The following is a 21,501-nucleotide window of genomic DNA, read 5'->3' as shown; positions in this document are numbered from 1 at the left end:
GGGAGCTGTAACCGTGTTCGATTCCTTGTCCGATCGCCTGGCAGGTGCGCTCAAGGACCTGCGCGGGAAGGGGCGGCTCAGCGACGCCGACATCGATGCGACGGCGCGCGAGATCCGCCTCGCGCTGCTCGAGGCGGACGTCGCCCTCCCCGTCGTGCGCACGTTCATCTCGCGCGTCAAGGAGAGGGCCAAGGGATCCGAGGTGTCGGAGGCCCTCAACCCCGCGCAGCAGGTCGTCAAGATCGTCGACGCCGAACTCACCGCGATCCTGGGCGGAGAGGCGCGGCGCATCGAGTTCGCCAAGCAGCCCCCGACGGTGATCATGCTCGCCGGCCTGCAGGGTGCGGGTAAGACCACTTTGGCGGGCAAGCTCGCGTACTGGCTCAAGGGCCAGGGCCACACCCCGCTCCTCGTGGCGTGCGACCTCCAGCGGCCGGGTGCGGTCGACCAGCTCCGGATCGTCGGCGAGCGCGCCGGCGTGCAGGTCTTCGCACCCCATCCCGGCACGTCCGTCGGGGGAGACGGGGAGGTCGTCGGTGTGCAGGAGCCGGTGTCCGTCGCGCAGCGGGGCCTCGCGCACGCCCGTGCCAAGATGCACGACGTCGTGATCGTCGACACCGCCGGCCGATTGGGTATCGACGACGAGCTCATGGCCCAGGCCAGGGGCATCCGGGACGCGGTCCAGCCGGACGAGACCTTCTTCGTCCTCGACGCGATGATCGGCCAGGACGCCGTGATGACCGCGGAGGCCTTCCGCGAGGGGGTCGGTTTCACCGGCGTCGTCCTGACCAAGCTCGACGGCGACGCCCGTGGCGGCGCCGCACTGAGCGTCCGTGAGCTCACCGGCACGCCGATCATGTTCGCCTCCGACGGGGAGAAGCTCGAGGACTTCGACGTCTTCCACCCCGACCGCATGTCGAGCCGGATCCTCGGCATGGGCGACGTGCTCTCGCTCATCGAGCAGGCCGAGACCGTCTTCGATGCCAAGGACGCGGAGAAGACCGCGGCCAAGATCGGCTCGGGGGAGCTGACGCTCGAGGACTTCCTCGACCAGATGCTGATGATCCGCAAGATGGGCCCCATCGGAAACCTGCTGGGGATGCTCCCCGGGGGCAAGGAGATGAAGGCGGCCGTCGGCGACATCGACGAGAAGTATCTGGACCGTATCCAGGCGATCATCCGGGGGATGACGCCGGAGGAGCGCGCCGATCCCAAGATCATCAACGGCTCCCGCCGCCAGCGCATCGCCAAGGGTTCCGGTGTCACCGTCACCGACGTCAACCAGTTGGTGGACCGGTTCTTCGAGGCCCGCAAGATGATGAGCCGCATGGCGGGACAGATGGGCATGCCCGGAGCCGGCCGGAAGAACCAGCGCAAGGGCAAGAAGGGCAAGGGCAAGGGCCGCGGACCGACCCAGCCCAAGAACAGGGGCATGATGCCCGGTGGGATGCCGGGAATGCCTCCGGGGATGCCGGGGATGCCCCCCGGGGGGATGCCGGATCTGTCACAGATGCCGCCCGGACTCGACAAGCTCCCACCGGGACTCGAGGGCATTGACCTGAACGACCTGAAGTTCCCCAAGCGCTGACCTGGTCGGCCGGGCGGGCGCCGATTGGTACCAGGGGTGGCGGGGCGTTTAGACTGGTGCGCTGGACGCCGTCACCGGTGGGTCCGGTCGTGCTGGTCGCGACCCGGGGCCCGCGCCGAACGGCGGTCACCCGGAAGGCGAAACCGGGCCCCGCAACAGGTGCGGGAGTCGCTGAATCGCCACGTGACCCGCAAGAGAAAGCGAGACGCCACATGGCCGTCAAGATCAAGCTCACCCGCCTCGGCAAGATCCGTAACCCGCAGTACCGGGTGGTCGTGGCCGACGCCCGCACCCGCCGCGACGGGCGCGCCATCGAGACGATCGGGCTTTACCGCCCCAAGGAGGAGCCGAGCTTCATCCAGATCGACTCCGAGCGTGCGCAGTACTGGCTCGGCGTGGGCGCGCTGCCCACCGAGGCCGTCGAGGCGCTCCTCAAGATCACCGGCGACTGGCAGAAGTTCAAGGGCCTCGAGGGCGCCGAGGGCACTCTCCGGGTCGCCGAGCCCAAGCCCAGCAAGCTGGAGCTGTTCAACAAGGCGCTCGAGGAGGCCCAGGGCGAGCCGTCCGCCGAGGCCATCACCACCAAGCGCAAGGCCGAGAAGGCCAAGAAGGCCGAAGAGGCGAAGAAGGCCGAGGACGACGCGAAGAAGGCCGCCGCCGAGGCCTCCGAGACCGAGTCCGCCGAGGCCGGGTCGCCCGACGCCGAGAACGCCGAGGCCTGAGTCGGATGAGTGACATGGTCGTCGACGCCGTCGACCATCTCGTCCGCGGCATCGTGTCGGATCCCGACGCGGTGTCCGTCCGGTCGAGCGGCGGTCGGCGCGGCACCGTGATCCGCGTGACCGTGTCGCCCGAGGACCTCGGACGCGTCATCGGCCGCGGTGGCCGCACCGCCTCCGCGATCCGGACGATCGTCTCCGCCGTCGGCGGGCCGGACATCCGGGTCGACGTGGTCGACACCGACCGCTAGTCCCACTCGGATCTCACCCGCACCGGAAGGACACCATGGAACTCGTCGTGGGCCGCGTCGTCAAATCCCACGGAGTCCGCGGTGAACTGGTGGTGGATGTGCGGACCGACTCGCCCCGTGACCGTTTCGCGGTGGGCGAGCGCCTGCTGGGTCGCACCGGCAAAGGGAACAACGTCACCGACCGAGAGGTCACCGTAGAGGCCGCCCGGGATCATTCCGGGCGGCTTCTCGTGCGCCTGGCGGGCGTCTCGGACCGGGACTCCGCCGACGCGTTGCGCGGGATGCTGCTGCTCGTGGACTCCGAGTCGCTGCCGGAGACCGGGGATCCGGACGAGTTCCACGACCACCAACTGGTGGGGCTCCGGGCCCTGGACACCGATGGGGCTGAGCTCGGCGAGGTCACCGAGGTCGTCCACACGCCGGGTGGCGAACTGCTCGCGGTGCGCCTCGCGAACGGTGCGGACGCACTCGTGCCCTTCGTCACCCGGATCGTGCCCGAGGTGGACCTCGGTTCCGGTACGTGCGTGATCGACCCACCGGAGGGACTACTCGACCTGGGGACCTCGTGACGGGGATCGACGACACGGTTCCCGCGCCGCGACTGCGACTCGACGTCGTCACCGCGTTCCCGAACTATCTCGCCCCGCTCCGTCTGGCGCTGCCCGGGCGGGCGATCGATCGCGGAATCCTGGATCTCGAGGTCCACGACCTCCGGGCGTGGGCCCACGACGTGCACCGGTCCGTCGACGACACCCCGTTCGGTGGGGGCCCCGGCATGGTCATGAGGCCGACGGTCTGGGGAGAGGCCCTCGACGAGTTGGTACCCCCGTCCGCGGACGAGTCCGCGGAGCGGTCCCTCCTCATCGTGCCCACCCCCGCCGGCCGGCCCTTCACCCAGGACGACGCCCACCGGTACGCCCGGCGCGGTCACCTGCTCTTCGCGTGCGGCCGATACGAGGGAATCGACCAGCGGGTGATCGACGAGGCCTCCACACGGATGGACGTCGAAGAGGTGAGCATCGGCGACTACGTGCTGATCGGGGGAGAGGTGGCCGTCCTGGTGATGGCGGAGGCCGTCGTCAGGCTCCTGCCGGGAGTCCTGGGCAACCAGCGCAGCCACGAGGAGGACTCCTTCTCCGACGGCCTTCTCGAGGGACCGAGCTACACCCGACCCGAGGAGTGGCGGGGACGGCCGGTTCCCGCAGTGCTCAGGAGCGGTGACCACGCGAAGATCGCGCGGTGGCGGCGAGACGAGTCACTACGACGCACCGCGCAACGCCGACCCGAGCTACTCGACGACGCGGATCTCCGTCCGGCGGACCTGGAGACGCTCGCCTCAGTCGGCTGGACGCCCCGCGCCGGCTGATTTGGGGCGGGCAGGCAGGTAATGGCACACTAGCGAGGTTGATCATCCGGGCGCATCCGTGCGTCCGCGGACGGTCGCGCTGATCCGGGCACGAACCGGTCGTCCCGCCTGGAGGCGGGCGCCAGGGTCCTCTGTCCTCAATTCCTGACATCCGAGGAACACAATGAACACTCTCGACTTCATCGACAACAAGTCACTCCGCGACGACATTCCGGCGTTCCGCCCCGGCGACACGCTCGACGTGCACGTCAAGGTCATCGAGGGCTCCAAGGAGCGCGTCCAGGTCTTCAAGGGCGTCGTGATCCGCCGCCAGGGCGGTGGCGTCCGGGAGACCTTCACCGTCCGCAAGGTCTCCTTCGGCGTCGGCGTCGAGCGCACCTTCCCGGTCCACTCGCCCACCATCGACCACATCGACGTCCTGACCCGCGGAGACGTCCGTCGCGCCAAGCTGTACTACCTCCGCAACCTCCGCGGCAAGGCCGCGAAGATCAAGGAGAAGCGCTGAGCGCGTAGAGCGGGTCGGACTCGGCCGCCGTGTGCGGTGGCCGATCGACTACGCTCGTCCGGGTGAGCAGCACCGAATCACCTGGACAGAACCCCTCCGAGCCGGGCCCCCGAGAAGACGGGGACCCGGCTCGAGGCGTGGGTGGGCGTCGACGCGACGCGCGGACCACCGAGAAGAAGGGGCAGCCCTGGTACATCGAGATCCCCTTGTTGGTGGTGATCGCCCTGGTGCTGGTGTTCGTCTTCCAGACCTTCGTCGGTCGGGTCTACCAGATCCCCTCGGAGTCGATGGAGCCCACGTTGCACGGGTGTGCCGGCTGCACGGGTGATCGGATCTTCGTGGACAAGATCTCCTACCGGTTCGGCGATCCGAAGCCCGGGGACGTCGTGGTGTTCGAGGGGCCGGATTCCTGGAACCAGGGATACCAGTCCATCCGTTCGGACAACCCGGCGATACGCACCCTGCAGGACATCGGAGGGGTCATCGGCATAGTCCCACCCGACCAGAACGACATGGTCAAGCGCGTGGTCGCCGTGGGTGGTCAGACCGTGGGCGGGTGCTCGCCGGAGGGTGGCCTCCTCGTGGACGGCGAACCCCTGGACGAGCCTTACCTCAACGCGGACCCCGCCCTCGAACGCAACCCACTCAACTGCGCGTTCGGCCCGGTCACCGTTCCGGAGGGCAACTACTGGGTGATGGGTGACAACCGGGGCAATTCGGCCGACTCCCGCTATCACATGGGCGACGAGTTCCAGGGCACCGTCCCCGGGGCGAACATCATCGGCAAGGTGCAGGCCATCATCCTTCCGTTCAACCGGATCGGGTCCGTCCCCTCGCCGGACATCCACGCGGGGTGAGCCCGGTCCGACCGGGCCGGGTCAGGGTGACCCGGCGTGACGGACGGCTGGCACTCGAGGCGGCACTGGGACGGCGCGGCCTCGGGCCGGTCGCCGGGGTCGATGAAGCCGGACGCGGGTCGTGCGCGGGGCCGCTGGTGGTGGCGGCATGCGTGTTGGGGGACCGTCTCCCCCCGGACCTCGCCGACCTCGATGACTCCAAGAAGCTGTCCCCGCTCACTCGGGAACGGCTCCACGACGCCGTGCTGCGGAGGGCGACCGCAGTCTCCGTGGTGGTGATCGAGCCCGATCGCATCGACGAGCGGGGCGTGCACCGGTGCAACCTCGAGGGCATGCGTCGCGCGGTGGCCGCTCTCGACCCGGCACCGGGTTTCGTCCTCACCGACGGGTTCGCCGTGGACGGTCTCGGATGCCAGTCCACGGCGGTGATAGGCGGCGACGCGGTCGTCGCATCCATCGCCGCCGCGAGTGTCCTCGCAAAGGTCACCCGCGATCGGATTATGGTGGACCTCGACCCGAGGTACCCGGGCTACGGGTTCGCCGCCCACAAGGGGTACAGCACCCCGGGTCACGCCAGGGCGATCGAGCAGCTCGGTCCCACCGACATCCACCGGATGTCGTACGCCAACGTCCGTCGCGCCGCCCAGGCGCATTCGAGGAGCAGCACTAGATGAGCGCCGAGGATCTGGAGAACTACGAGACCGAGATGGAGCTCTCGCTGTACCGCGAGTACCGCGACATCGTCGGTCAGTTCACCTACGTCGTCGAGACGGAGCGGCGCTTCTATCTCGCGAACGCGGTCGAACTGATCCCGAGGTCCGCGGACGGCGAGGTCTACTTCGACGTCCGGATGTCCGACGCCTGGGTGTGGGATATGTACCGACCTGCACGTTTCGTGAAGTACGTGCGGGTCCTGACCTTCAAGGACGTCAACATCGAGGAACTCGACAAGCCCGAACTCCGCCTCCCGGAGTAGAACCCGGCGGCTGGTCCTCCACAGCCTCCCACGCCCCCACAGGGCGCTCCCGGCCCGGTCCGTGTCCAGCGGATCGGGCCGTCGTCGTGGTGCAGGGTGAGCCGCGGTGGACCGGACGGACCGGACTGCCGGGGAGGGGCTCGGGATGGCGGGGGACAGGGCGGGATCGGTCGCCGGCACGGACGGGGGTGACGGTCGCCGACGGACCGGGGCGATCGGGGAGGCCCATGCCGCGGGGTTGATCGAGGCGCGTGGGGGCGCGGTGATCAGCCGGAACTGGCGGAGCCGGACGGGGGAGCTCGACCTGGTCGCCCTGGACGCCGGGGGACGGTTGCGGTTCGTCGAGGTCCGCACGCGGACCGGCACCGGGTTCGGAACACCGGCCGAGTCGGTGACCGCGGTCAAGCGTCGCCGCCTGCGCACGCTGGCAGGGGAGTGGCTGGCGGCGAACCCGGGTCCCTGGCGACAGGTCTGTTTCGACGTGATCGGCGTGGACCTCGCGGACCCCTCCCGTCCGCGACTCGAGCTCTTCGAGGACGTGTTCTGAGGTGGCGCTCGGACGGACGTGGGCGGTGACCCTGTCGGGGATCGGTGGCCAACTCGTCGAGGTCGAGGCCGATGTCGGGCGCGGACTGCCCGGGGTGAGCATCGTCGGAATGGGCGACGGTGCGGTCATGCAGTCCAGGGAGCGGATGCGGGCGGCGGTACTCAATTCGGGCCTGTCCTGGCCGAGGGGGAAGGTGGTGCTCTCGCTGTCACCCGCGGCGCTGCCAAAGCGCGGATCGGGATTCGACGTGGCGCTCGCGATCGGAGCGCTCACCGCGTCGAACGAGCTGCCAGCCAGCGGGTTCGAGGGGACTCTGCTGGTCGGTGAGCTGGCGCTCGACGGCCGCGTCCGTCCGGTGCGTGGAGTGCTGCCGGCCGTGCTCGCGGCGCGGGACGCCGGTCTTCGGCGCGCGATCGTTCCGGCCGGGAACCTGGCCGAGGCGAGGCTGGTGGGCGACATCGACACGGCGGGGGTGGAGTCCCTGGCGATGCTGGCTGCCTGGAGTCGAGGCAGCGGTGACCTCGTCACCGAGGCCCCGGACCCGCCGGCTGCGAGTACGGACGACGGGGTGGACCTCGCCGAGGTCCACGGTCAGGACGACTGCCGCCGCGCGATCGAGGTCGCGGCGGCCGGGGGACACGCGATGCTCCTCCAGGGTGCTCCCGGGACGGGCAAGACGATGTTGGCCCGGCGTCTGCCCGGTCTGCTGCCGGATCTGGGGGAGCGGGCGGCCCTCGAGGCCACAGCGATCCACTCGGTCATGGGCCGACTGTCGGACCACGACCCGCTGCTTCGACGCCCGCCGTTCGTCGCCCCACATCACACCGCGTCGGCGGCAGCGCTCGTTGGCGGTGGGAACAACACCGCCAAGCCGGGTGCCGCGACTCTCGCGCATCGGGGTGTGCTCTTCCTGGACGAGTGTGCGGAGTTCTCGGGAAGGGTCCTGGACAGCCTGCGGACTCCGCTCGAGGACGGGGAGGTCCGGATCGCACGCCGGGACGGCGTCTCGGTGTTCCCCGCCCGGTTCCAGTTGGTGATGGCGGCGAACGACTGCCCGTGTGGCTCACCGCGACCCTCCGAATGCTCCTGCACCCCCGACGCGCGGCGCCGCTACGGGAGGTCGTTGACCGGGCCGCTGCGCGACCGGCTGGACATCCTGGCCCGGACTCTGCCGTTGGGGTCAGGACTGTTCGCGGTCGGGGACGAGGAGGACAGCGCTGTGGTCCGCGCCAGAGTGGCAACCGCCAGGGCGGCGGCCGCCGAGAGGTGGTCGGCGTGCCCCGGCACGGCGGGCGCCCGCACCAACGCTGACGTTCCGGGGAGAGTGCTGCGCACAGTGCGCGGACTGGACCCGCGAGCGTTGCGGCCGCTCAACCGGTCCCTGGCGCTCGGGGTGCTCTCGCCCCGGGGGGTGGACCGGTGCCTGCGCCTGGCCTGGACGGTCGCTGATCTCGACGGCGCCGGTGTTCCCGGGGAGGCGCACGTGTCCGAGGCACTCGTGTTGAGGGGGGAGGAATGATGGACGACCGTGACGATGTCGTGGTGGCACCGGAGGTCCGGCGGGCGTACGCGTACCTGGGGGCCGTGACGGAACGTCCGACGACGGAACTGTGGGATCTGGTGGACGAGGTCGGACCGATCGAGGCCTGCGACCGCATCAGGGTGGCGTGCGTACCGGAGGCGCTCGCGGAGCAGTCGGCGTCCCGTCGCGATCGCGTGGACGGCGCGGCACTCATGGATGCCGCCGGTGAGGTCGGAGCCCACCTGCTGGTTCCCGGGGACCCGGGGTGGCCGGCGCACGCCCTCGAACCGCTGGACCGACCGAGGTGGAGGCGGCGAGGCGGCCGGGGCGGTGTCGCCACCGCGCTGCGCCCGCTGGGTCTGTGGTGGCGGGGGACCGCCGATCCCGCCCTGTCGCTCGGGAGATCAGTCGCCGTGGTGGGCACCCGCGCGCCGACGCCGTACGGTCGTGCGGTGACCGCGGATCTGGCCTCGGGCGTCTGTGCCGAGGGGTTCACAGTGGTGTCGGGAGGCGCGTTCGGTATCGACGCGGCCGCCCACAGGGCGGTCCTCGGCGCTGGTGGATGCACGATCGCGGTGCTCGCCGGGGGCGTCGACCGGCTCTACCCCCGCGGCAACGACGGGATGCTGAGGGCGGTCACGGAGTCGGGGGCGGTGGTCTCGGCGCAGGCCCCGGGTACCGGGGTGACCCGATACCGGTTCCTCGACCGGAACCGGCTCATCGCGGCCCTGTCCCGCGCCACGGTGGTGGTCGAGGCGGCCGCCCGCAGCGGTGCGCTGAGCACGGCGGCATGGGCCTCGGCACTGGATCGCCCGGTGGGCGCCGTTCCCGGACCGGTCACGTCGGTCGCATCGGTGGGGTGCCACCTGCTCGTGAGGGACAGGGGAGCGGTCCTGGTCGGTAGGACTGCCGACGTTGTCGAGCTGGCCGGCGACATGGGGGAGACGGCCGCGCCGCCCACCGGGCACTCGAGTCCCTGGGACGGGTTGGACGACGTGACCCGTCGGATCCTCGAGGCGCTGCCCGTCACCGGCGGATCCGCACCGGCTGAGATCGCGGCGTCCGCGGGGACGGCGCCGACGGTCACGCGGGCGGTCCTGGGCAGGCTGCTGTCCGCGGGTGCGGCGGTCCGCGGCCCCGAGGGGTGGCGCAGATCGGGGGACGGTGGTGTCCAGCTGACCATCCCCGTGGCGTGAGGCCCGAGCGGCCGCAGACGGCACGGCCAGACACGGCCATCGGAGAGCGACGAGTCCGCGATCTGAGAGCGACGAGTCCGCGCCGGGCCAGACCGTCACAGGAGCGCCTGCAACCCGAGGTAGAACAGCGAGGGCCCCAGGAGGCAGCCGAGTCCCGTGTAGAAGGTGGCGGTCATCGCACCGTAGGGCACCAATCGCTCGTCGGTGGCCGCGAGGCCGCCCGCGACGCCCGAGGTGGTCCCCATCATCCCGCCGTACACCATCGCCGATTTCGCATTGTTCAAGCGGATCAGCGGTGCGATGAGCGGGGTGGCGACCATCACCAGCACCGCCTTGATCAGCCCGGCCGCGACCGAGAGCGCGATGACCTCCGAGGAGGCTCCCACGGCCGTGCCGGTGACCGGTCCGACGATGTACGTCGCGGCGCCGGCGCCGATGGTCGCGAGTGACTCAGGGTCGGTGTAGCCGAACGCCCACGCCAGCGCGGCGCCCACGAAGAACGAGACCCACACGCCGGCGAGGAGGGCGATCACCCCGGCGAGGCCGGCTTTGCGGATCTCGCGCAGGTCCACCCCGAACGCGGTGGAGACGATGGCGAAGTCGCGGATCATCGCGCCGCCCATGAGCCCGAGTCCGGAGAAGAGGGCGATGTCCGCAACACCCTTCTCACCGCCTGTGTGCTGCCCTGCCCAGTACGCCAGGGCGAGTCCGACCATGATCGCGATCGCCGAACCGTGCAGAACGCCTCGGGTCAGTGTTCTCGACAGCCAGCCTGACACCAGGATCGTCACACCGACCACGGCGAACGCGACCAGCAGGCCGTTCGCCTCCAGGACTTCGATGACGGTGTCCATGTCAGATCTCCTGAGCTGCGGCGTCGGGGTCGTTCAGCGGCGGTAGAGGCGCGGAGGGCGGCCCGATTCTGGCGAGAACCGGCACGAGGGCCGCGCCGACGAGCATCGCGGCGAGGCCCGCCGCGACCGCAGCGGCGCCGCCGGACACCGCTGCGGAGACGTTCTGCACCGAGGCCATCGCGACGACCACCGGGATGTACATCGCGCTCCAGAACAGGACGCCCTGTTCGGACGGTCGGGGAAGCCGCCCCTTCCGCCGCATCACGTCGGTGACGACGATGAGCATCAGCATCGCGAAGCCGACACCGCCGACGTTCGCGTCAACCCCCAACAGCTCGCCGAGCAGCTGTCCGATCACGGCGCCCGCGAGGGTGCACCCCGCGAGAATCGCCACTCCGTAGGTGACCATGATCTCTCTCCCAGCCCGGCCGTCAGGCGCAGGTGTCGGTGTCGGTGAACAGTTCGGCGTACCGCTTGCGCAGTTCGGCCTTCTGGACCTTGCCCATCACGTTCCGGGGCAGCGCGTCGACCACGCGGACCGCCTTCGGCTGCTTGAATCGCGCCAGCCGATCCGCCACCGCACCGATCAGGTCGGGCTCGACGGGCGTGTGCCCCGGCGCGGCGACCACCACGGCGACGACGGTTTCGCCCAGATCGGGGTGGGGCACCCCGATCACCGCGGACTCGGCGACGGAGGGATGAGCGTCGAGGAGTTCCTCGATCTCGACCGGATACACGTTGAACCCGCCCGAGATCACCATGTCCTTGTCGCGGCCGACGATGCTGAGATAGCCGTCGTCGTCGAACCGGCCGACGTCGCCCGTACGGAAGTAACCGTCGTCGCAGAACTCCGCCGCCGTCTTCTCGGGCATGTTCCAGTACCCGGAGAACACGTTGGGCCCGCGCACCTCGATCCCACCGACCTCGCCTCCGGTGAGCGGCGCCCCGGTCTCCCTGTCGGTGACCCGGACCTCGATCCCGGGCAGTGGCAGGCCCACGCTGCCGGGCCGTCGCTCGCCCTCGTATGGGTTGGAGGTGATCATGCCCGTTTCGGTCATCCCGTAGCGCTCCAGGATCCGGTGGCCGGAGCGCTTCTCGAACGCCACGTGGTCGGCGGCGAGCAGAGGTGCGGATCCGGAGACGAAGAGCCGCATCTCCGCGCAGAGTCCGGGGGTCACCCGGGCGTCGGCGGCGAGCCGCGTGTAGAACGTGGGCACCCCCATCAGCACCGTCGACCGCGGGATCAGGTCGACGATGGCATCCGCATCGAACTTGGGGAGGTAGTGCATGCGCGCACCGGTGGTGAGGGTCAGATTCGTGGCGACGAACAGGCCGTGGATGTGGAAGATCGGGAGTGCGTGGATCAACCGGTCCTCGGCTGTGTACCGCCAGTACTCGCGGAGAGCGTCGCAGTTCGACGCCAGGTTGCCGTGGGTGAGTACCGCACCCTTGGACCGTCCGGTGGTACCCGAGGTGTACAGGATCGAGGCCGGGGCGCCGGGGGTCGCCGGATGGACATCGCGGTCGGTGTCGCGGGACAGGAGCAGACTGCCGTCGCCCTCGGTGCCGAGCGTCTCGACCACCGTGGAGGCCGGCGTGCGGCCGCGGAACTCCGCCTCGCGTGCGGGGGTGCAGACGAGCACGCGCGGCGTCGCGTCGCCGAGAAAGTAATCGACCTCGCCGCCCGTATACGCGGTGTTGAGCGGCAGAAACACCCCGCCCAACTGCAGGGTCGCCAGGTACAGGGCGATCGCCTCGGGCGATTTGTCCACTTGCATCGCGACCCGATCGCCGGGCTGGACGCCGTCCGCTCGTAACCGAGCAGCGATGTGGTGCACGCTCTCGGCGGTAGCGCCGTAGCTGATGGTGGTGCCGTCGGGGAGGTCGAAGAGGACGGCGTCGGGCCGCCGCCGGGCGTGGCCGAGGAACGAGTCCAGAACCGATTCGAACGTGCTCACGGGTGGGGGTTTCCTTTCATCGGGCGGGGCCGCCGGGGAGCAGCTTCCGCGGGGGAATGAGGAGGTCGGAGACCGCGTCGCTCAGGGCGACGGTGCCGTGCCGCACGAATCCTTCATGCCGGCGTTCGAGGTCGGCCGGTTCGTAGCGGTAGTTGATCATCGCGCCGTAGGACTGGCTGACTCCGTTGGCAGAGGTGTCCGCCGGCCAGTTGAGTCGCCAGGCCTCGGCGCCGTTGCTGAGGTGGAACCGGGCCACCCGGTCGAGGGGCCTGCCGCGGTCGTCCTTGGCCAGGGAGATGTATTTCGCTGCTGCCGCCAACACGAGCGGTCGCAGCGCCTCCACCTCCGCCGAGCCGGTCCGGTCCCATCCCGGCGGCAGGTCGAGGCCTGTGAGGCGGTGCCGGAGCTCGCGGAGGTGGGGGTCGTCCTGGGCGTCGAGCCAGCGCCGGAATCCGGGAATCGGCGACAGGGTGACGAAGGTGGTCAGGTGGGGAAGGGCGGCTCCCACGTCGTCGATGACCTGTTTGATGAGCAGGTTGCCGAGGGAGACACCGGCCAGCCCGTCGAGGCAGTTGTTGATCGAGTAGAGCACCGCGGTGTCGGCCTCCGCCTCCGCGAGCGCGGGGCCGGGGCGCAGAATCGGCGTGATGTCGGCCGGGACGCCTCTGGTGAGGGCGACCTCGACGAAGATCAGCGGCCGGATGCCGGTGGCCGGATGGAAGAACGCGTAGATACGCCGATCGGCCGGCTGGAGTCGGCGACGGAGCTCGTCGAGCCCGGCCATGGGGTGCACCTGTTCGTAGCGGATCAGGTGATCGAGCAGTTCTCCGGGGGAGTCCCACGTGACCTCCTCCATGCGGAGGAATCCGCGGTTGAACCACGAGCCGAGCAGGTGGTGCAGGTCGTGGTCGAGCGCCCGCAGTTGTGGATGGTCGGGCAGGAGGGCCCGCAGGTCGTTCCGCAGCTCGGTGAGCGCATGGGTTGCCCCGGGAGCGTGGTTGATGCGGCGGAAGAGCCGCTGCCGGAGCGGCTCGACCGCATCGACGAGCTCGATCTCGGCGGCCGCGGCGCGCGCCTTGTCCGGCCCGGTCGCGCTCCATGCCGCGTACGCCGAGTCCACACGGTGCGGGTCGACGCCGTAGTCCTCGACCAGGTGGGAGAAGAACTCGACGCGACGATCCGCCGGGAGGTCCCGGTACGCCCGCAGCAGGCCGTCGCCGACGTTCCGCATCGACGCCTCACCGATGTCGCTCATGAGCTCTCTACAGGCCTCCCTGAGTCGCGCGAGTGCGGGCATGGCGTTCTCCTCAGTGGCGTCTGGTCTGGTAGGGCGCTATTTGTATTTCATGCGCTCTGTTATATACATCACAAGTGGTATCAGACTGTGAGCGCGATCACAAGGATCAGCCGGGATATTCTGGGGCGAAAGGAGGTGGCCGATGGCCCGAGTGACCGAGTCCCAGCGCGTGCGGGACACACTGGAGAACGCGGTGATCGACGGTCGGTACCGCCCGGGCGACCGTCTTGATCCTGTGCGGTTGGCGGAGGAGTTCGGTTGCTCCCGCACCCCGATCAGAGAGGCGTTGCAGGCGCTCGAGCGCTCCGGGCTGGTGCAGATCAGGCCGAAGCAGGGCACCTTCGTCACGCATTTCGGCGTCACCGATCTGGCGGAGCGGTTCGAGGTGATGGCGGAACTGGAGGGTATGGCGGCCCGCCTCGCCGCACGCCGGATCCAGCCGGAGTCAGTGCACGCCATGGAGATCGCCCTGACCGAATGCGAGGACCGGGCCGCCGCTGCGGACGCGGACGGCTACTACTACGCGAACGCGCGCTTCCACGGAGTGATCTACGAGTCCTGCGGCAACGAGTACCTCACCCGGCAATCGTTCGGCCTGAAGAAGGTGCTGCAGCCCTACCGGCGACTTCAGTTGCGGGTGCCGGACCGGATGCGGCGCTCACTCGCCGAACACCGGGCTATCGCCGACGCGATCGTGGCCGGCGATCAAGACACGGCCGAGAACGCCGCCCGCGACCACGTCCTGGTGCAGGTTCACGAGTTCAGCGAGCTCGTTCGCATCCAGCGCACGATCGCCTCGAACTGAACCGGCCTGAACCGGCCTGGTGCAATCGGAGGGTTCCGGTCGACAAACGAAGGCCGGGACCCATGGCGGCACCACCAGCCGACGCATGGCATGGGCGCACCTTGCGCCTGGTGGTGACACAAGTGACAATTGATACCATGGGAGGCAAGGGTGAGTCGGTGGTGCGCGGCCGGACCCTGTCGGCTCCGCTTGAGAATGTCATCGACGACTACGTCCAGGACCTGATAACCGGCCGGTCGCGCTCGGAGGCCACCGCTCGGTCGTACCGCTCCGATATCCGGGCGTTGGTCGCGCATCTGGGAGCGAACGGCGACGGGCCGGACACGGTGACCGATCTCGCGGCGGCGCTCACCCTGCCCGCGCTCAGGGGTTGGCTGGCCGCCCAGGTCAGAGCCGGCGCGGCCCGGTCGACCATCGCCCGGCGCGTGGCCGCCGCCCGATCGTTCAGCACGTGGGCCTGTCGTCGAGGTGTACTCCCCACGGACGTGGCGGCCCGGTTGGAGGCGCCCCGGGCGCGACGTCACCTGCCGCAGGTCCTCGATCGGACACAGGCCGCCGAGACGATCCGGACCGCTGAGCTCGGGGCGGCTGAGGGCGACCCGATCGCGCTGCGTGACCGCCTGGTCGTGGAGTTGCTCTACTCGTGCGGCATCCGCGTGGCCGAGCTCTGCGGTGTGGACGTGGACGACGTCGACACCGGGCGTCGACTCCTGCGGGTGACCGGCAAGGGCGACAGGGAGCGTGCGGTTCCCTACGGTCCGCCCGCCGAGCGCGCACTGCGCGCCTGGCTCGACGGAGGCAGGCCCGCACTGGCCACCTCCGTCTCGGGTCCGGCCCTGCTCCTGGGGGCGCGGGGAGGCCGTCTCGACCCCCGGGCGGCGCGACGGGTGGTCAACGAGGTCACGTCCGCCACTCCCGGATCGCCGCGGGTCTCCCCCCACGCACTGCGTCACAGCAGCGCCACACACCTGCTCGAAGGTGGAGCCGATCTCCGCCACGTCCAGGAACTCCTGGGTCACTCGACGCCGGCGACCACCCAGATCTATACGCACGTCTCAGCGGAGCGGCTCCGTGCGGCCTACCGGGGCGCCCATCCGAGAGCCTGACCGGTTCAGTGCGGGGAGGGGTCAGCCGAGCCCGTCCCCGGGAAGGGTCGGCTTGAGGCGGATCGGCCTGGCATCGGCCGACAACAGGCTCAGCGGATCGATGTAGTCGTCGTCTCCCGACGGCCCACCCGAGGCCAGGCGCGCGCCCCAGTGCAGGCACGAGTCGACGGGACACCCCGCGTGGCCGGTGAGAAGATGTCCCACCGCATCCCCGGTGGTGACGCTGTCCCCGGCGCGCACGGTGGCCCGCACCGGTTCGTAGGTCGTGCGGAGACCCGCGCCGTGGTCGATCGAGAGTACCGGCCGACCGCCGACAGGCCCCGCGAACAGCACCGTGCCGCCTGCGGGTGCGCGAATCGTCGTCAGGGGTGGCGCCGCCAGGTCCACCCCACGATGGCCGGGCAGCCAGCGCTCGGCGGGAGGGTCGAAGGGCGTCACCACCGAGACCGGACCGGGGAGCGGCCCCCTCAGGTCCCGGCGCGGGGGATCCGGGACGGCGGCGGCAGGTGGGACGGTGACGAGGGTCGCGAGCACGGCTGCGGCCGCCACCGCGACCATCACCGTCGGTCGTCGGCACGGCGACCCGGTGCTCGGTGTCGGGGGGCTCATGGATCGAGTACACCCGGAGGCGCGGTGGGAAACCCGATCGACGGACCCCGCTGTGGAAGGGGTCCACGACGTTCCACAGGGGCAGGACGGCTACCGATCGCGTGTTGGAGTGCGGGCGCGGGCGGGTTATGATTGCCGATGCGGTCGACTGATGTCGATTGACTTCGCGTGTCCTGCGCCTTCCACGGGAGGAGCATCCGGACCCGGGGCCGAAAAGCCCTGGCTTCACCGGACACCGGACCCGTAGGTGCCCCTGCTCGTCGGGGGTTCGGTCCGGCGCGGACACCAGGGCCTGAGACCACCCGGTTTCTCGGGCATAACCCGATACACACCAGAAAGCGAGGACGAGGGCCTCGCGGTCCGGCTGCTTCCAAGCCGGACGAGCCCCTCAACACTTCCATGGCAGTTATCTCCATGAAGCAGCTGCTCGACGCGGGCGCACACTTCGGTCACCAGACCCGTCGCTGGAACCCGAAGATGCGGCGGTTCATCTTCACCGACCGCAACGGCATCTACATCATCGACCTGCAGCAGACGCTCACGTACATCGACCAGGCGTACGAGTTCGTCAAGGAGACCGTCGCCCACGGCGGCACGGTCCTGTTCGTCGGCACCAAGAAGCAGGCCCAGGAAGCCATCGCCGAAGAGGCCGCCAAGGTCGGGATGCCCTATGTCAACCAGCGGTGGCTGGGTGGCATGCTCACCAACTTCCAGACCGTGCACCAGCGCCTCATCCGCCTCAAGGAGCTCGAGGCGATGGAGCAGTCGGGTGGGTTCGAAGGGCGCACCAAGAAGGAGATTCTCATGCTCACGCGTGAGATGACCAAGCTGGCGCGCACGCTCGGCGGCATGCGGGACATGACCAAGGTGCCGTCCGTCGTGTGGATCGTCGACACCAACAAGGAGCACATCGCCGTCGGCGAGGCACGAAAGCTCAACATCCCGGTCGTGGCGCTGCTCGACACGAACTGTGATCCCGACCTCGTGGACTACCCGATCCCGGCCAACGACGACGCGATCCGCTCGGTCAGCGTCCTGACCCGGGTCATCGCCTCTGCCGTCGCCGAGGGCCTCAAGGCCCGTTCGCAGGCGGGCAAGGCCACCGGCGAGGAGTCCGAGCCCCTCGCCGAGTGGGAGGCCGAGCAGCTCGACCAGGTGACCGGTGAGACCGCGGCACCCGAGGGCGAGAAGCCAGCCGAGGCCCCCGTCTCGGAGATCACGGGCACCGAGTCCCCCGTGGCCGAGGCCCCTGCGGCCGAGGCCGCTGCGACGGAGGCCCCCGCGGCCGAGTCCACCGAGGCCTGATCTCACACCACCAGCTCGAGCACGTCGGGCCCGGCCGCCCACGATCCCCACGCGGGATCTCCCGGGGGCCGGGCCCGACGTGTCGGTGAAGGTGGGCGAGGGTCCCCCGGCGCCGAGGCGTCTAGGGTGGAGTCGATCGCGCCCGCCGGCCGACGTCAACAACTTCCGACACATCACGAACTCTTTTTAGGAGGGTCGCCCCACCATGGCGAACTACACCGCTGCCGACGTCAAGCGTCTGCGTGAGCTCACCGGCTCCGGGATGATGGACTGCAAGAAGGCACTCGAGGAGACCGACGGCGACTTCGACAAGGCCGTCGAGGTCCTGCGCATCAAGGGCGCCAAGGATGTGGGCAAGCGTGCGGAGCGCACCACCGCCGAGGGCCTGGTCGCCGTCAAGGACGGCGTCATGATCGAACTCAACTCCGAGACCGACTTCGTGGCGAAGAGCGCCGAGTTCATCGCGCTGGCCGACAAGATCGTCAACGTGGCCGCCTCCCAGGGCATCTCCGACCTCGACGCGCTCAACGCCGCCGAGCTCGACGGGTCGACGGTCGCCGACGCGGTGGTGTCGTTCTCCGCCAAGTCGGGCGAGAAGCTGGTCCTGCGTCGCGTGGGCAAGCTCGACGGCCCCGTCGCCGTCTACCTCCACAAGCGTTCCTCCGACCTCCCGCCGGCGGTCGGCGTGATGGTGGCGTACCAGGGCGAGGGCGAGTCCGCCGAGGCCGCCGCGCGCTCGGCGGCCATGCAGATCGCCGCGCTCAAGGCGCAGTACGTCTCGCGCGACGAGGTGCCCGCCGACATCGTGGCCAAGGAGCGCGAGATCGCGGAGGCCACCGCCCGCGAGGAGGGCAAGCCCGAGCAGGCGCTCGTCAAGATCGTCGAGGGTCGTCTCAACGGCTTCTACAAGGACGTCGTCCTGCTGGACCAGCCGTCCGTCACCGACAGCAAGAAGACCGTCGGCGCGCTCCTCACCGAGGCCGGCGCCACGGTGACGGCCTTCCTCCGTTTCGAGGTCGGCCAGGCCTGATCCGCCCCTGGTATCCGCGGTCGCGGGTACTCCTCCGACGGCGGCACCCGGACTCCCGGGTGCCGCCGTCGGCGCATGTCCGACCGATCCCGAATGCAGGCGCGCGGGCTGCGGTGTGGCGGCGGTGGCGATAGGGCAGAATAGACGAGGTCCCACCAAGGGCCGTACGGCCTCTCGACGACGACGTCGGGGGGCGTTGACGCACGAGACGGGCGTGATCCGTCCGGGACGAGGAGAGCGATGACCGACCCGCGGGACGGCTACAAGCGTGTGATGCTCAAGCTGGGTGGAGAGATGTTCGGCGGGGGCGGCGTGGGGATCGACCCCGATGTGGTCCAGTCGGTCGCCAGGCAGATCGCCGAGGTGTCCCGCACGGGCGCGCAGATCGCGATCGTCATCGGCGGCGGGAACTTCTTCCGCGGCGCCCAATTGCAGCAGCGTGGCCTCGACCGTGCCCGAAGCGACTACATGGGGATGCTTGGCACCGTCATGAACTGCCTGGCGCTGCAGGACTTCCTCGAGCAGGAGGGCGTGTCCACCCGCGTGCAGACCGCCATCCACATGGGACAGGTCGCGGAACCGTACATCCCGCTTCGTGCCGAGAGGCATCTGGAGAAGGGGCGAGTGGTGATCTTCGGTGCGGGCATGGGAATGCCCTACTTCTCCACCGACACGACCGCCGCCCAACGCGCCCTCGAGATCAAGGCCGAGGTGCTGTTGATGGCCAAAGCCGTCGACGGGATCTACTCCGACGACCCGCGGACCAACCCCGACGCCGAACTGTTCGCCCGGATAGAGCACCGCGAGTGCCTGGAACGGGGACTGAAGGTCGCCGACACGACCGCGTTCAGCCTCTGCATGGACAACAAGATGCCCATCCTGGTCTTCAACCTCCTCACCGAGGGCAACATCGCGCGCGCCGTCGCCGGTGAGGAGATCGGGACCCTGGTCAGCAGCCCGGCCTGAGGCGCAGGATCCGCGACCCTCACTCACGTAGAGAACGGAAGGCAACACATGATCGACGACACCCTGCTCGAGGCCGAGGAGAAGATGGAGAAGGCCGTCGAGCACGTCCGTGACGAGCTCGCCGCAATCCGTACCGGTCGCGCCAACCCCGGCATGTTCAACCGGGTCCTCTGCGAGTACTACGGGACCCTGACCCCCATCACCCAGATGGCGAGTATCGCGGTGCCCGAGCCCCGGATGCTCATCATCAAGCCGTACGAGATGTCCCAGATCGGTCCGATCGAGAACGCGATCCGGAACTCCGATCTCGGCGTCAACCCGACCAACGACGGCCAGGTTCTGCGCGTGACGGTTCCGCAGCTCACCGAGGAGCGCCGGCGCGATCTGGTCAAGCAGGCCAAGTCGAAGGCCGAGGACGGGCGTATCGCGCTCCGTGGTGTCCGGCGCAAAGCGATGGACGAGCTCAAGCGCATCGTCAAGGACGGCGAGGCGGGCGAGGACGAGGTCAACGCCGCCGAGAAGGAACTCGACAAGCTCACCCATCGGTTCGTGGCCGACGTGGACGAGCTCGTCAAGACCAAGGAAGGCGAGTTGATGGAGGTCTGATCTCCCAGCCCCTACCGACCGACCCCGAGACTCGAGGAGAATGACGTGGACACCGCCCCGCCCGGCCCACCAGGGCCCACAGCCGCGGCCGCGGCTCCGCCGTCGCGGGCCGGCAGGGACCTGACCCGCGCCATCCCGGTGGGCGTCGGACTCGGGGCGCTGGTGATCGCGAGTATCGCGTTCAACCCCAGGGCCTGGTACCTGGTCGCCGCCGGCGCCGTGGCCATCGGGACCTGGGAGGTGTTCAAGCGGCTGCGGCAGGCGCAGTTCCGTCTGCCACTGGTGCCCCTGCTCCTCGGTGGACAGGCGATGGTCTGGGCCGGGTTCTTCGCCGAGGCCAAGGGCGCCTTCGCCGCGTTCGCCGCCACCACCGTCCTTGTCCTGGTCTGGCGCCTCCTGATGGCGGGGCTGACCACAGCTCCACAGAACTATCTCCGTGACGTCTCGGTCGCCCTGTTCGTCCTCGTGTGGATCGCGGTCCCGGGCGCTCTCGGCGCCATGCTCGCGGACGGTGACCACGGGGCGCAGCGTGTCGTCGCCCTGATCCTGTTGGTGGTGTGTTCGGACGTCGGGGGATACGTCACCGGCGTGTTGTTCGGCAGACATCCGATGGCGCCCGCGGTGAGTCCCAAGAAGTCGTGGGAGGGCTTCGCGGGATCGATGGTGTTCGCCATCATCGGCGGGGCGCTCGTGGTGGTGCTGCTGTTCGACGACAACTTCCTCAAAGGCGTTCTGCTCGGCGTCCTCACCGTCTTCACGGCGACCCTGGGCGACCTCATCGAGTCACAGGTCAAGCGGGATCTCGGCATCAAGGACATGGGCACGATGTTGCCCGGCCACGGTGGCTTCATGGACCGCCTGGACTCGGTGCTGCCCACCGCCGTCGTGGTGTGGATCATCTTCACCTACGTCGTCCCGACCTGACCGCGCGGCCGCGCGCACCGCGGCGGTCGGCCGTGGGGACGATACCTCTCAGTGGTGGCGGGCCGACACCTTGCGCGCCTTCCGGGCGCGCATCCGCAGCTGCAGGATCCGGACCCCGGCGAACAGAGCCATGATCAGTGCGCCGGCGATGGCGGCGAACAGGATCAGGACCCCCAGGGGGAGGCTGAACTCCAGCCCCAGATAACGCACGTCCGTTGACGTGGTGTTCTGCGCGATGAAGATCAACAACAGGATCGTCACCAGGGCGCCGAGGACCAGTCCCACCCAGGCCGACCCCAGCTTGCCGCCGTGGGTGTCCATGACGTCGTCGTGGGGTGCGCGTCCGCCGCGTGAGTCCTCGGCGGGGACCGTTGCGGGAGCCGAGGCGTGGGTGTCCTCGACTGGCGCGAGCTCCGCCGTTCCGGCGGTGTGGTCGGTGTGGTCGGGATCAACTGGTTCGTGCGAACGCGTGGCCATGGGAGGACTCTATTCCCTCACCGGCGCCGACGGCATC

Annotated in this window: 25 protein-coding genes; 19 read left to right on the top strand and 6 right to left on the bottom strand. The window is 69.6% G+C overall.

Features of this window, described 5'->3' with window-relative positions; all coding sequences use genetic code 11:
* Window positions 1-13: 13 nt before the first annotated feature.
* From ffh to dprA, 12 genes are all read left to right on the top strand, one after another.
* Window positions 14-1,588 carry a signal recognition particle protein gene (gene ffh, locus ABIE38_RS05500; protein WP_354054383.1) on the top strand — a complete coding sequence of 525 codons (1,575 nt, stop codon included), beginning with the start codon at window positions 14-16 and terminating at the stop codon, window positions 1,586-1,588.
* Between the two features lie 212 nt (window positions 1,589-1,800).
* Window positions 1,801-2,310, top strand: a complete 510-nt coding sequence (rpsP, locus tag ABIE38_RS05495; protein WP_354054382.1) for a 30S ribosomal protein S16 — start codon at window positions 1,801-1,803, stop codon at window positions 2,308-2,310.
* 5 nt (window positions 2,311-2,315) lie between these two features.
* Window positions 2,316-2,558 carry an RNA-binding protein gene (locus ABIE38_RS05490; RefSeq protein WP_354054381.1) on the top strand — a complete coding sequence of 81 codons (243 nt, stop codon included), beginning with the start codon at window positions 2,316-2,318 and terminating at the stop codon, window positions 2,556-2,558.
* 35 nt (window positions 2,559-2,593) lie between these two features.
* Window positions 2,594-3,127: a ribosome maturation factor RimM gene (gene rimM, locus ABIE38_RS05485; RefSeq protein ID WP_354054380.1), complete on the top strand. Its 534-nt coding sequence runs from the start codon at window positions 2,594-2,596 to the stop codon at window positions 3,125-3,127.
* Window positions 3,128-3,159: 32 nt separating this feature from the next.
* On the top strand, window positions 3,160-3,924 hold the full coding sequence (gene trmD, locus ABIE38_RS05480; RefSeq protein ID WP_354054789.1) for a tRNA (guanosine(37)-N1)-methyltransferase TrmD: 765 nt from the start codon (window positions 3,160-3,162) through the stop codon (window positions 3,922-3,924).
* A 163-nt stretch (window positions 3,925-4,087) separates the two neighbouring features.
* The gene (rplS, locus tag ABIE38_RS05475) at window positions 4,088-4,429 is read left to right on the top strand and encodes a 50S ribosomal protein L19 (protein WP_017836979.1); all 342 of its coding nucleotides are present in this window, start codon (window positions 4,088-4,090) and stop codon (window positions 4,427-4,429) included.
* 62 nt (window positions 4,430-4,491) lie between these two features.
* Window positions 4,492-5,286, top strand: a complete 795-nt coding sequence (gene lepB / locus ABIE38_RS05470; RefSeq protein WP_502914718.1) for a signal peptidase I — start codon at window positions 4,492-4,494, stop codon at window positions 5,284-5,286.
* Window positions 5,283-5,960, top strand: coding sequence for a ribonuclease HII (locus ABIE38_RS05465; RefSeq protein WP_354054379.1), 678 nt, complete (start codon window positions 5,283-5,285; stop codon window positions 5,958-5,960). Before lepB ends, ABIE38_RS05465 begins: the two co-directional genes overlap by 4 nt.
* On the top strand, window positions 5,957-6,262 hold the full coding sequence (locus ABIE38_RS05460; RefSeq protein WP_007632861.1) for a DUF2469 domain-containing protein: 306 nt from the start codon (window positions 5,957-5,959) through the stop codon (window positions 6,260-6,262). The genes ABIE38_RS05465 and ABIE38_RS05460 overlap by 4 nt, the downstream gene beginning before the upstream one ends.
* A 145-nt stretch (window positions 6,263-6,407) precedes the next feature.
* Complete coding sequence (locus ABIE38_RS05455; RefSeq protein ID WP_354054785.1) at window positions 6,408-6,809, top strand: YraN family protein; 402 nt, start codon at window positions 6,408-6,410, stop codon at window positions 6,807-6,809.
* A 1-nt stretch (window position 6,810) separates the two neighbouring features.
* Window positions 6,811-8,328, top strand: a complete 1,518-nt coding sequence (locus ABIE38_RS05450; protein ID WP_354054378.1) for a YifB family Mg chelatase-like AAA ATPase — start codon at window positions 6,811-6,813, stop codon at window positions 8,326-8,328.
* Complete coding sequence (gene dprA / locus ABIE38_RS05445) at window positions 8,328-9,527, top strand: DNA-processing protein DprA (protein WP_354054377.1); 1,200 nt, start codon at window positions 8,328-8,330, stop codon at window positions 9,525-9,527. Before ABIE38_RS05450 ends, dprA begins: the two co-directional genes overlap by 1 nt.
* A gap of 95 nt (window positions 9,528-9,622) precedes the next feature.
* Here the strand turns inward: dprA and madM are convergent, their stop codons facing one another.
* Genes madM through ABIE38_RS05425 form a run of 4 tightly spaced genes read right to left on the bottom strand, consistent with a single transcriptional unit; the run spans window position 9,623 to window position 13,636 of the window.
* Window positions 9,623-10,381: a malonate transporter subunit MadM gene (gene madM, locus ABIE38_RS05440; protein WP_354054376.1), complete on the bottom strand. Its 759-nt coding sequence runs from the start codon at window positions 10,379-10,381 to the stop codon at window positions 9,623-9,625.
* A 1-nt stretch (window position 10,382) separates the two neighbouring features.
* Entirely contained in the window at window positions 10,383-10,790 is a 408-nt protein-coding gene (madL, locus tag ABIE38_RS05435; RefSeq protein WP_354054375.1) for a malonate transporter subunit MadL, read from the bottom strand.
* A gap of 22 nt (window positions 10,791-10,812) precedes the next feature.
* Window positions 10,813-12,339 (bottom strand): AMP-binding protein, encoded by a 1,527-nt coding sequence (locus tag ABIE38_RS05430; RefSeq protein ID WP_354054374.1) that lies wholly within the window; start codon window positions 12,337-12,339, stop codon window positions 10,813-10,815.
* 16 nt (window positions 12,340-12,355) lie between these two features.
* Complete coding sequence (locus ABIE38_RS05425) at window positions 12,356-13,636, bottom strand: malonyl-CoA decarboxylase domain-containing protein (protein ID WP_354054373.1); 1,281 nt, start codon at window positions 13,634-13,636, stop codon at window positions 12,356-12,358.
* Between the two features lie 142 nt (window positions 13,637-13,778).
* Here ABIE38_RS05425 and ABIE38_RS05420 point away from each other — a divergent pair, with 142 nt between their 5' ends.
* Together ABIE38_RS05420 and ABIE38_RS05415 are read left to right on the top strand one after the other, a co-directional pair.
* Window positions 13,779-14,441, top strand: a complete 663-nt coding sequence (locus ABIE38_RS05420) for a GntR family transcriptional regulator (RefSeq protein WP_354054372.1) — start codon at window positions 13,779-13,781, stop codon at window positions 14,439-14,441.
* A gap of 137 nt (window positions 14,442-14,578) precedes the next feature.
* Window positions 14,579-15,547, top strand: a complete 969-nt coding sequence (locus tag ABIE38_RS05415; protein ID WP_354054371.1) for a tyrosine recombinase XerC — start codon at window positions 14,579-14,581, stop codon at window positions 15,545-15,547.
* A gap of 21 nt (window positions 15,548-15,568) precedes the next feature.
* Here ABIE38_RS05415 and ABIE38_RS05410 read toward each other — a convergent pair whose 3' ends face one another.
* A complete protein-coding gene (locus ABIE38_RS05410) occupies window positions 15,569-16,156 on the bottom strand; it encodes a M23 family metallopeptidase (RefSeq protein ID WP_354054370.1) in 588 nt (195 codons plus the stop codon).
* A 399-nt stretch (window positions 16,157-16,555) separates the two neighbouring features.
* Here ABIE38_RS05410 and rpsB point away from each other — a divergent pair, with 399 nt between their 5' ends.
* From rpsB to ABIE38_RS05385, 5 genes are all read left to right on the top strand, one after another.
* Window positions 16,556-17,461 carry a 30S ribosomal protein S2 gene (gene rpsB, locus ABIE38_RS05405; RefSeq protein WP_354054369.1) on the top strand — a complete coding sequence of 302 codons (906 nt, stop codon included), beginning with the start codon at window positions 16,556-16,558 and terminating at the stop codon, window positions 17,459-17,461.
* 205 nt (window positions 17,462-17,666) lie between these two features.
* Window positions 17,667-18,491: a translation elongation factor Ts gene (tsf, locus tag ABIE38_RS05400; protein WP_354054368.1), complete on the top strand. Its 825-nt coding sequence runs from the start codon at window positions 17,667-17,669 to the stop codon at window positions 18,489-18,491.
* A 240-nt stretch (window positions 18,492-18,731) separates the two neighbouring features.
* Window positions 18,732-19,457 (top strand): UMP kinase, encoded by a 726-nt coding sequence (pyrH, locus tag ABIE38_RS05395; protein WP_107747435.1) that lies wholly within the window; start codon window positions 18,732-18,734, stop codon window positions 19,455-19,457.
* Window positions 19,458-19,505: 48 nt separating this feature from the next.
* Window positions 19,506-20,063: a ribosome recycling factor gene (gene frr / locus ABIE38_RS05390; RefSeq protein ID WP_354054367.1), complete on the top strand. Its 558-nt coding sequence runs from the start codon at window positions 19,506-19,508 to the stop codon at window positions 20,061-20,063.
* Between the two features lie 45 nt (window positions 20,064-20,108).
* Window positions 20,109-20,987 carry a phosphatidate cytidylyltransferase gene (locus ABIE38_RS05385; RefSeq protein ID WP_182644736.1) on the top strand — a complete coding sequence of 293 codons (879 nt, stop codon included), beginning with the start codon at window positions 20,109-20,111 and terminating at the stop codon, window positions 20,985-20,987.
* Between the two features lie 48 nt (window positions 20,988-21,035).
* Here the strand turns inward: ABIE38_RS05385 and ABIE38_RS05380 are convergent, their stop codons facing one another.
* Window positions 21,036-21,464, bottom strand: coding sequence for a LapA family protein (locus tag ABIE38_RS05380; protein ID WP_354054366.1), 429 nt, complete (start codon window positions 21,462-21,464; stop codon window positions 21,036-21,038).
* Between the last annotated feature and the right edge of the window lie 37 nt (window positions 21,465-21,501).

The organism is Dietzia sp. 2505, from assembly GCF_040546785.1.
GTDB lineage: Bacteria > Actinomycetota > Actinomycetes > Mycobacteriales > Mycobacteriaceae > Dietzia.
Note: the sequence above shows the minus strand (reverse complement) of the source record. Positions and strands in the feature narration are given on the sequence as shown.

Coding starts and splice junctions, on each gene's coding strand:
- rpsP (WP_354054382.1), top strand. CDS start 1,801: ATGGCCGTCAAGATCAAGCTCACCCGCCTCGGCAAGATCCGTAACCCG.
- ABIE38_RS05490 (WP_354054381.1), top strand. CDS start 2,316: ATGAGTGACATGGTCGTCGACGCCGTCGACCATCTCGTCCGCGGCATC.
- rimM (WP_354054380.1), top strand. CDS start 2,594: ATGGAACTCGTCGTGGGCCGCGTCGTCAAATCCCACGGAGTCCGCGGT.
- rplS (WP_017836979.1), top strand. CDS start 4,088: ATGAACACTCTCGACTTCATCGACAACAAGTCACTCCGCGACGACATT.
- ABIE38_RS05460 (WP_007632861.1), top strand. CDS start 5,957: ATGAGCGCCGAGGATCTGGAGAACTACGAGACCGAGATGGAGCTCTCG.
- ABIE38_RS05455 (WP_354054785.1), top strand. CDS start 6,408: ATGGCGGGGGACAGGGCGGGATCGGTCGCCGGCACGGACGGGGGTGAC.
- dprA (WP_354054377.1), top strand. CDS start 8,328: ATGGACGACCGTGACGATGTCGTGGTGGCACCGGAGGTCCGGCGGGCG.
- madM (WP_354054376.1), bottom strand. CDS start 10,381: ATGGACACCGTCATCGAAGTCCTGGAGGCGAACGGCCTGCTGGTCGCG.
- madL (WP_354054375.1), bottom strand. CDS start 10,790: ATGGTCACCTACGGAGTGGCGATTCTCGCGGGGTGCACCCTCGCGGGC.
- ABIE38_RS05425 (WP_354054373.1), bottom strand. CDS start 13,636: ATGCCCGCACTCGCGCGACTCAGGGAGGCCTGTAGAGAGCTCATGAGC.
- ABIE38_RS05420 (WP_354054372.1), top strand. CDS start 13,779: ATGGCCCGAGTGACCGAGTCCCAGCGCGTGCGGGACACACTGGAGAAC.
- ABIE38_RS05415 (WP_354054371.1), top strand. CDS start 14,579: ATGGGAGGCAAGGGTGAGTCGGTGGTGCGCGGCCGGACCCTGTCGGCT.
- ABIE38_RS05410 (WP_354054370.1), bottom strand. CDS start 16,156: ATGAGCCCCCCGACACCGAGCACCGGGTCGCCGTGCCGACGACCGACG.
- rpsB (WP_354054369.1), top strand. CDS start 16,556: ATGGCAGTTATCTCCATGAAGCAGCTGCTCGACGCGGGCGCACACTTC.
- tsf (WP_354054368.1), top strand. CDS start 17,667: ATGGCGAACTACACCGCTGCCGACGTCAAGCGTCTGCGTGAGCTCACC.
- pyrH (WP_107747435.1), top strand. CDS start 18,732: ATGACCGACCCGCGGGACGGCTACAAGCGTGTGATGCTCAAGCTGGGT.
- frr (WP_354054367.1), top strand. CDS start 19,506: ATGATCGACGACACCCTGCTCGAGGCCGAGGAGAAGATGGAGAAGGCC.
- ABIE38_RS05380 (WP_354054366.1), bottom strand. CDS start 21,464: ATGGCCACGCGTTCGCACGAACCAGTTGATCCCGACCACACCGACCAC.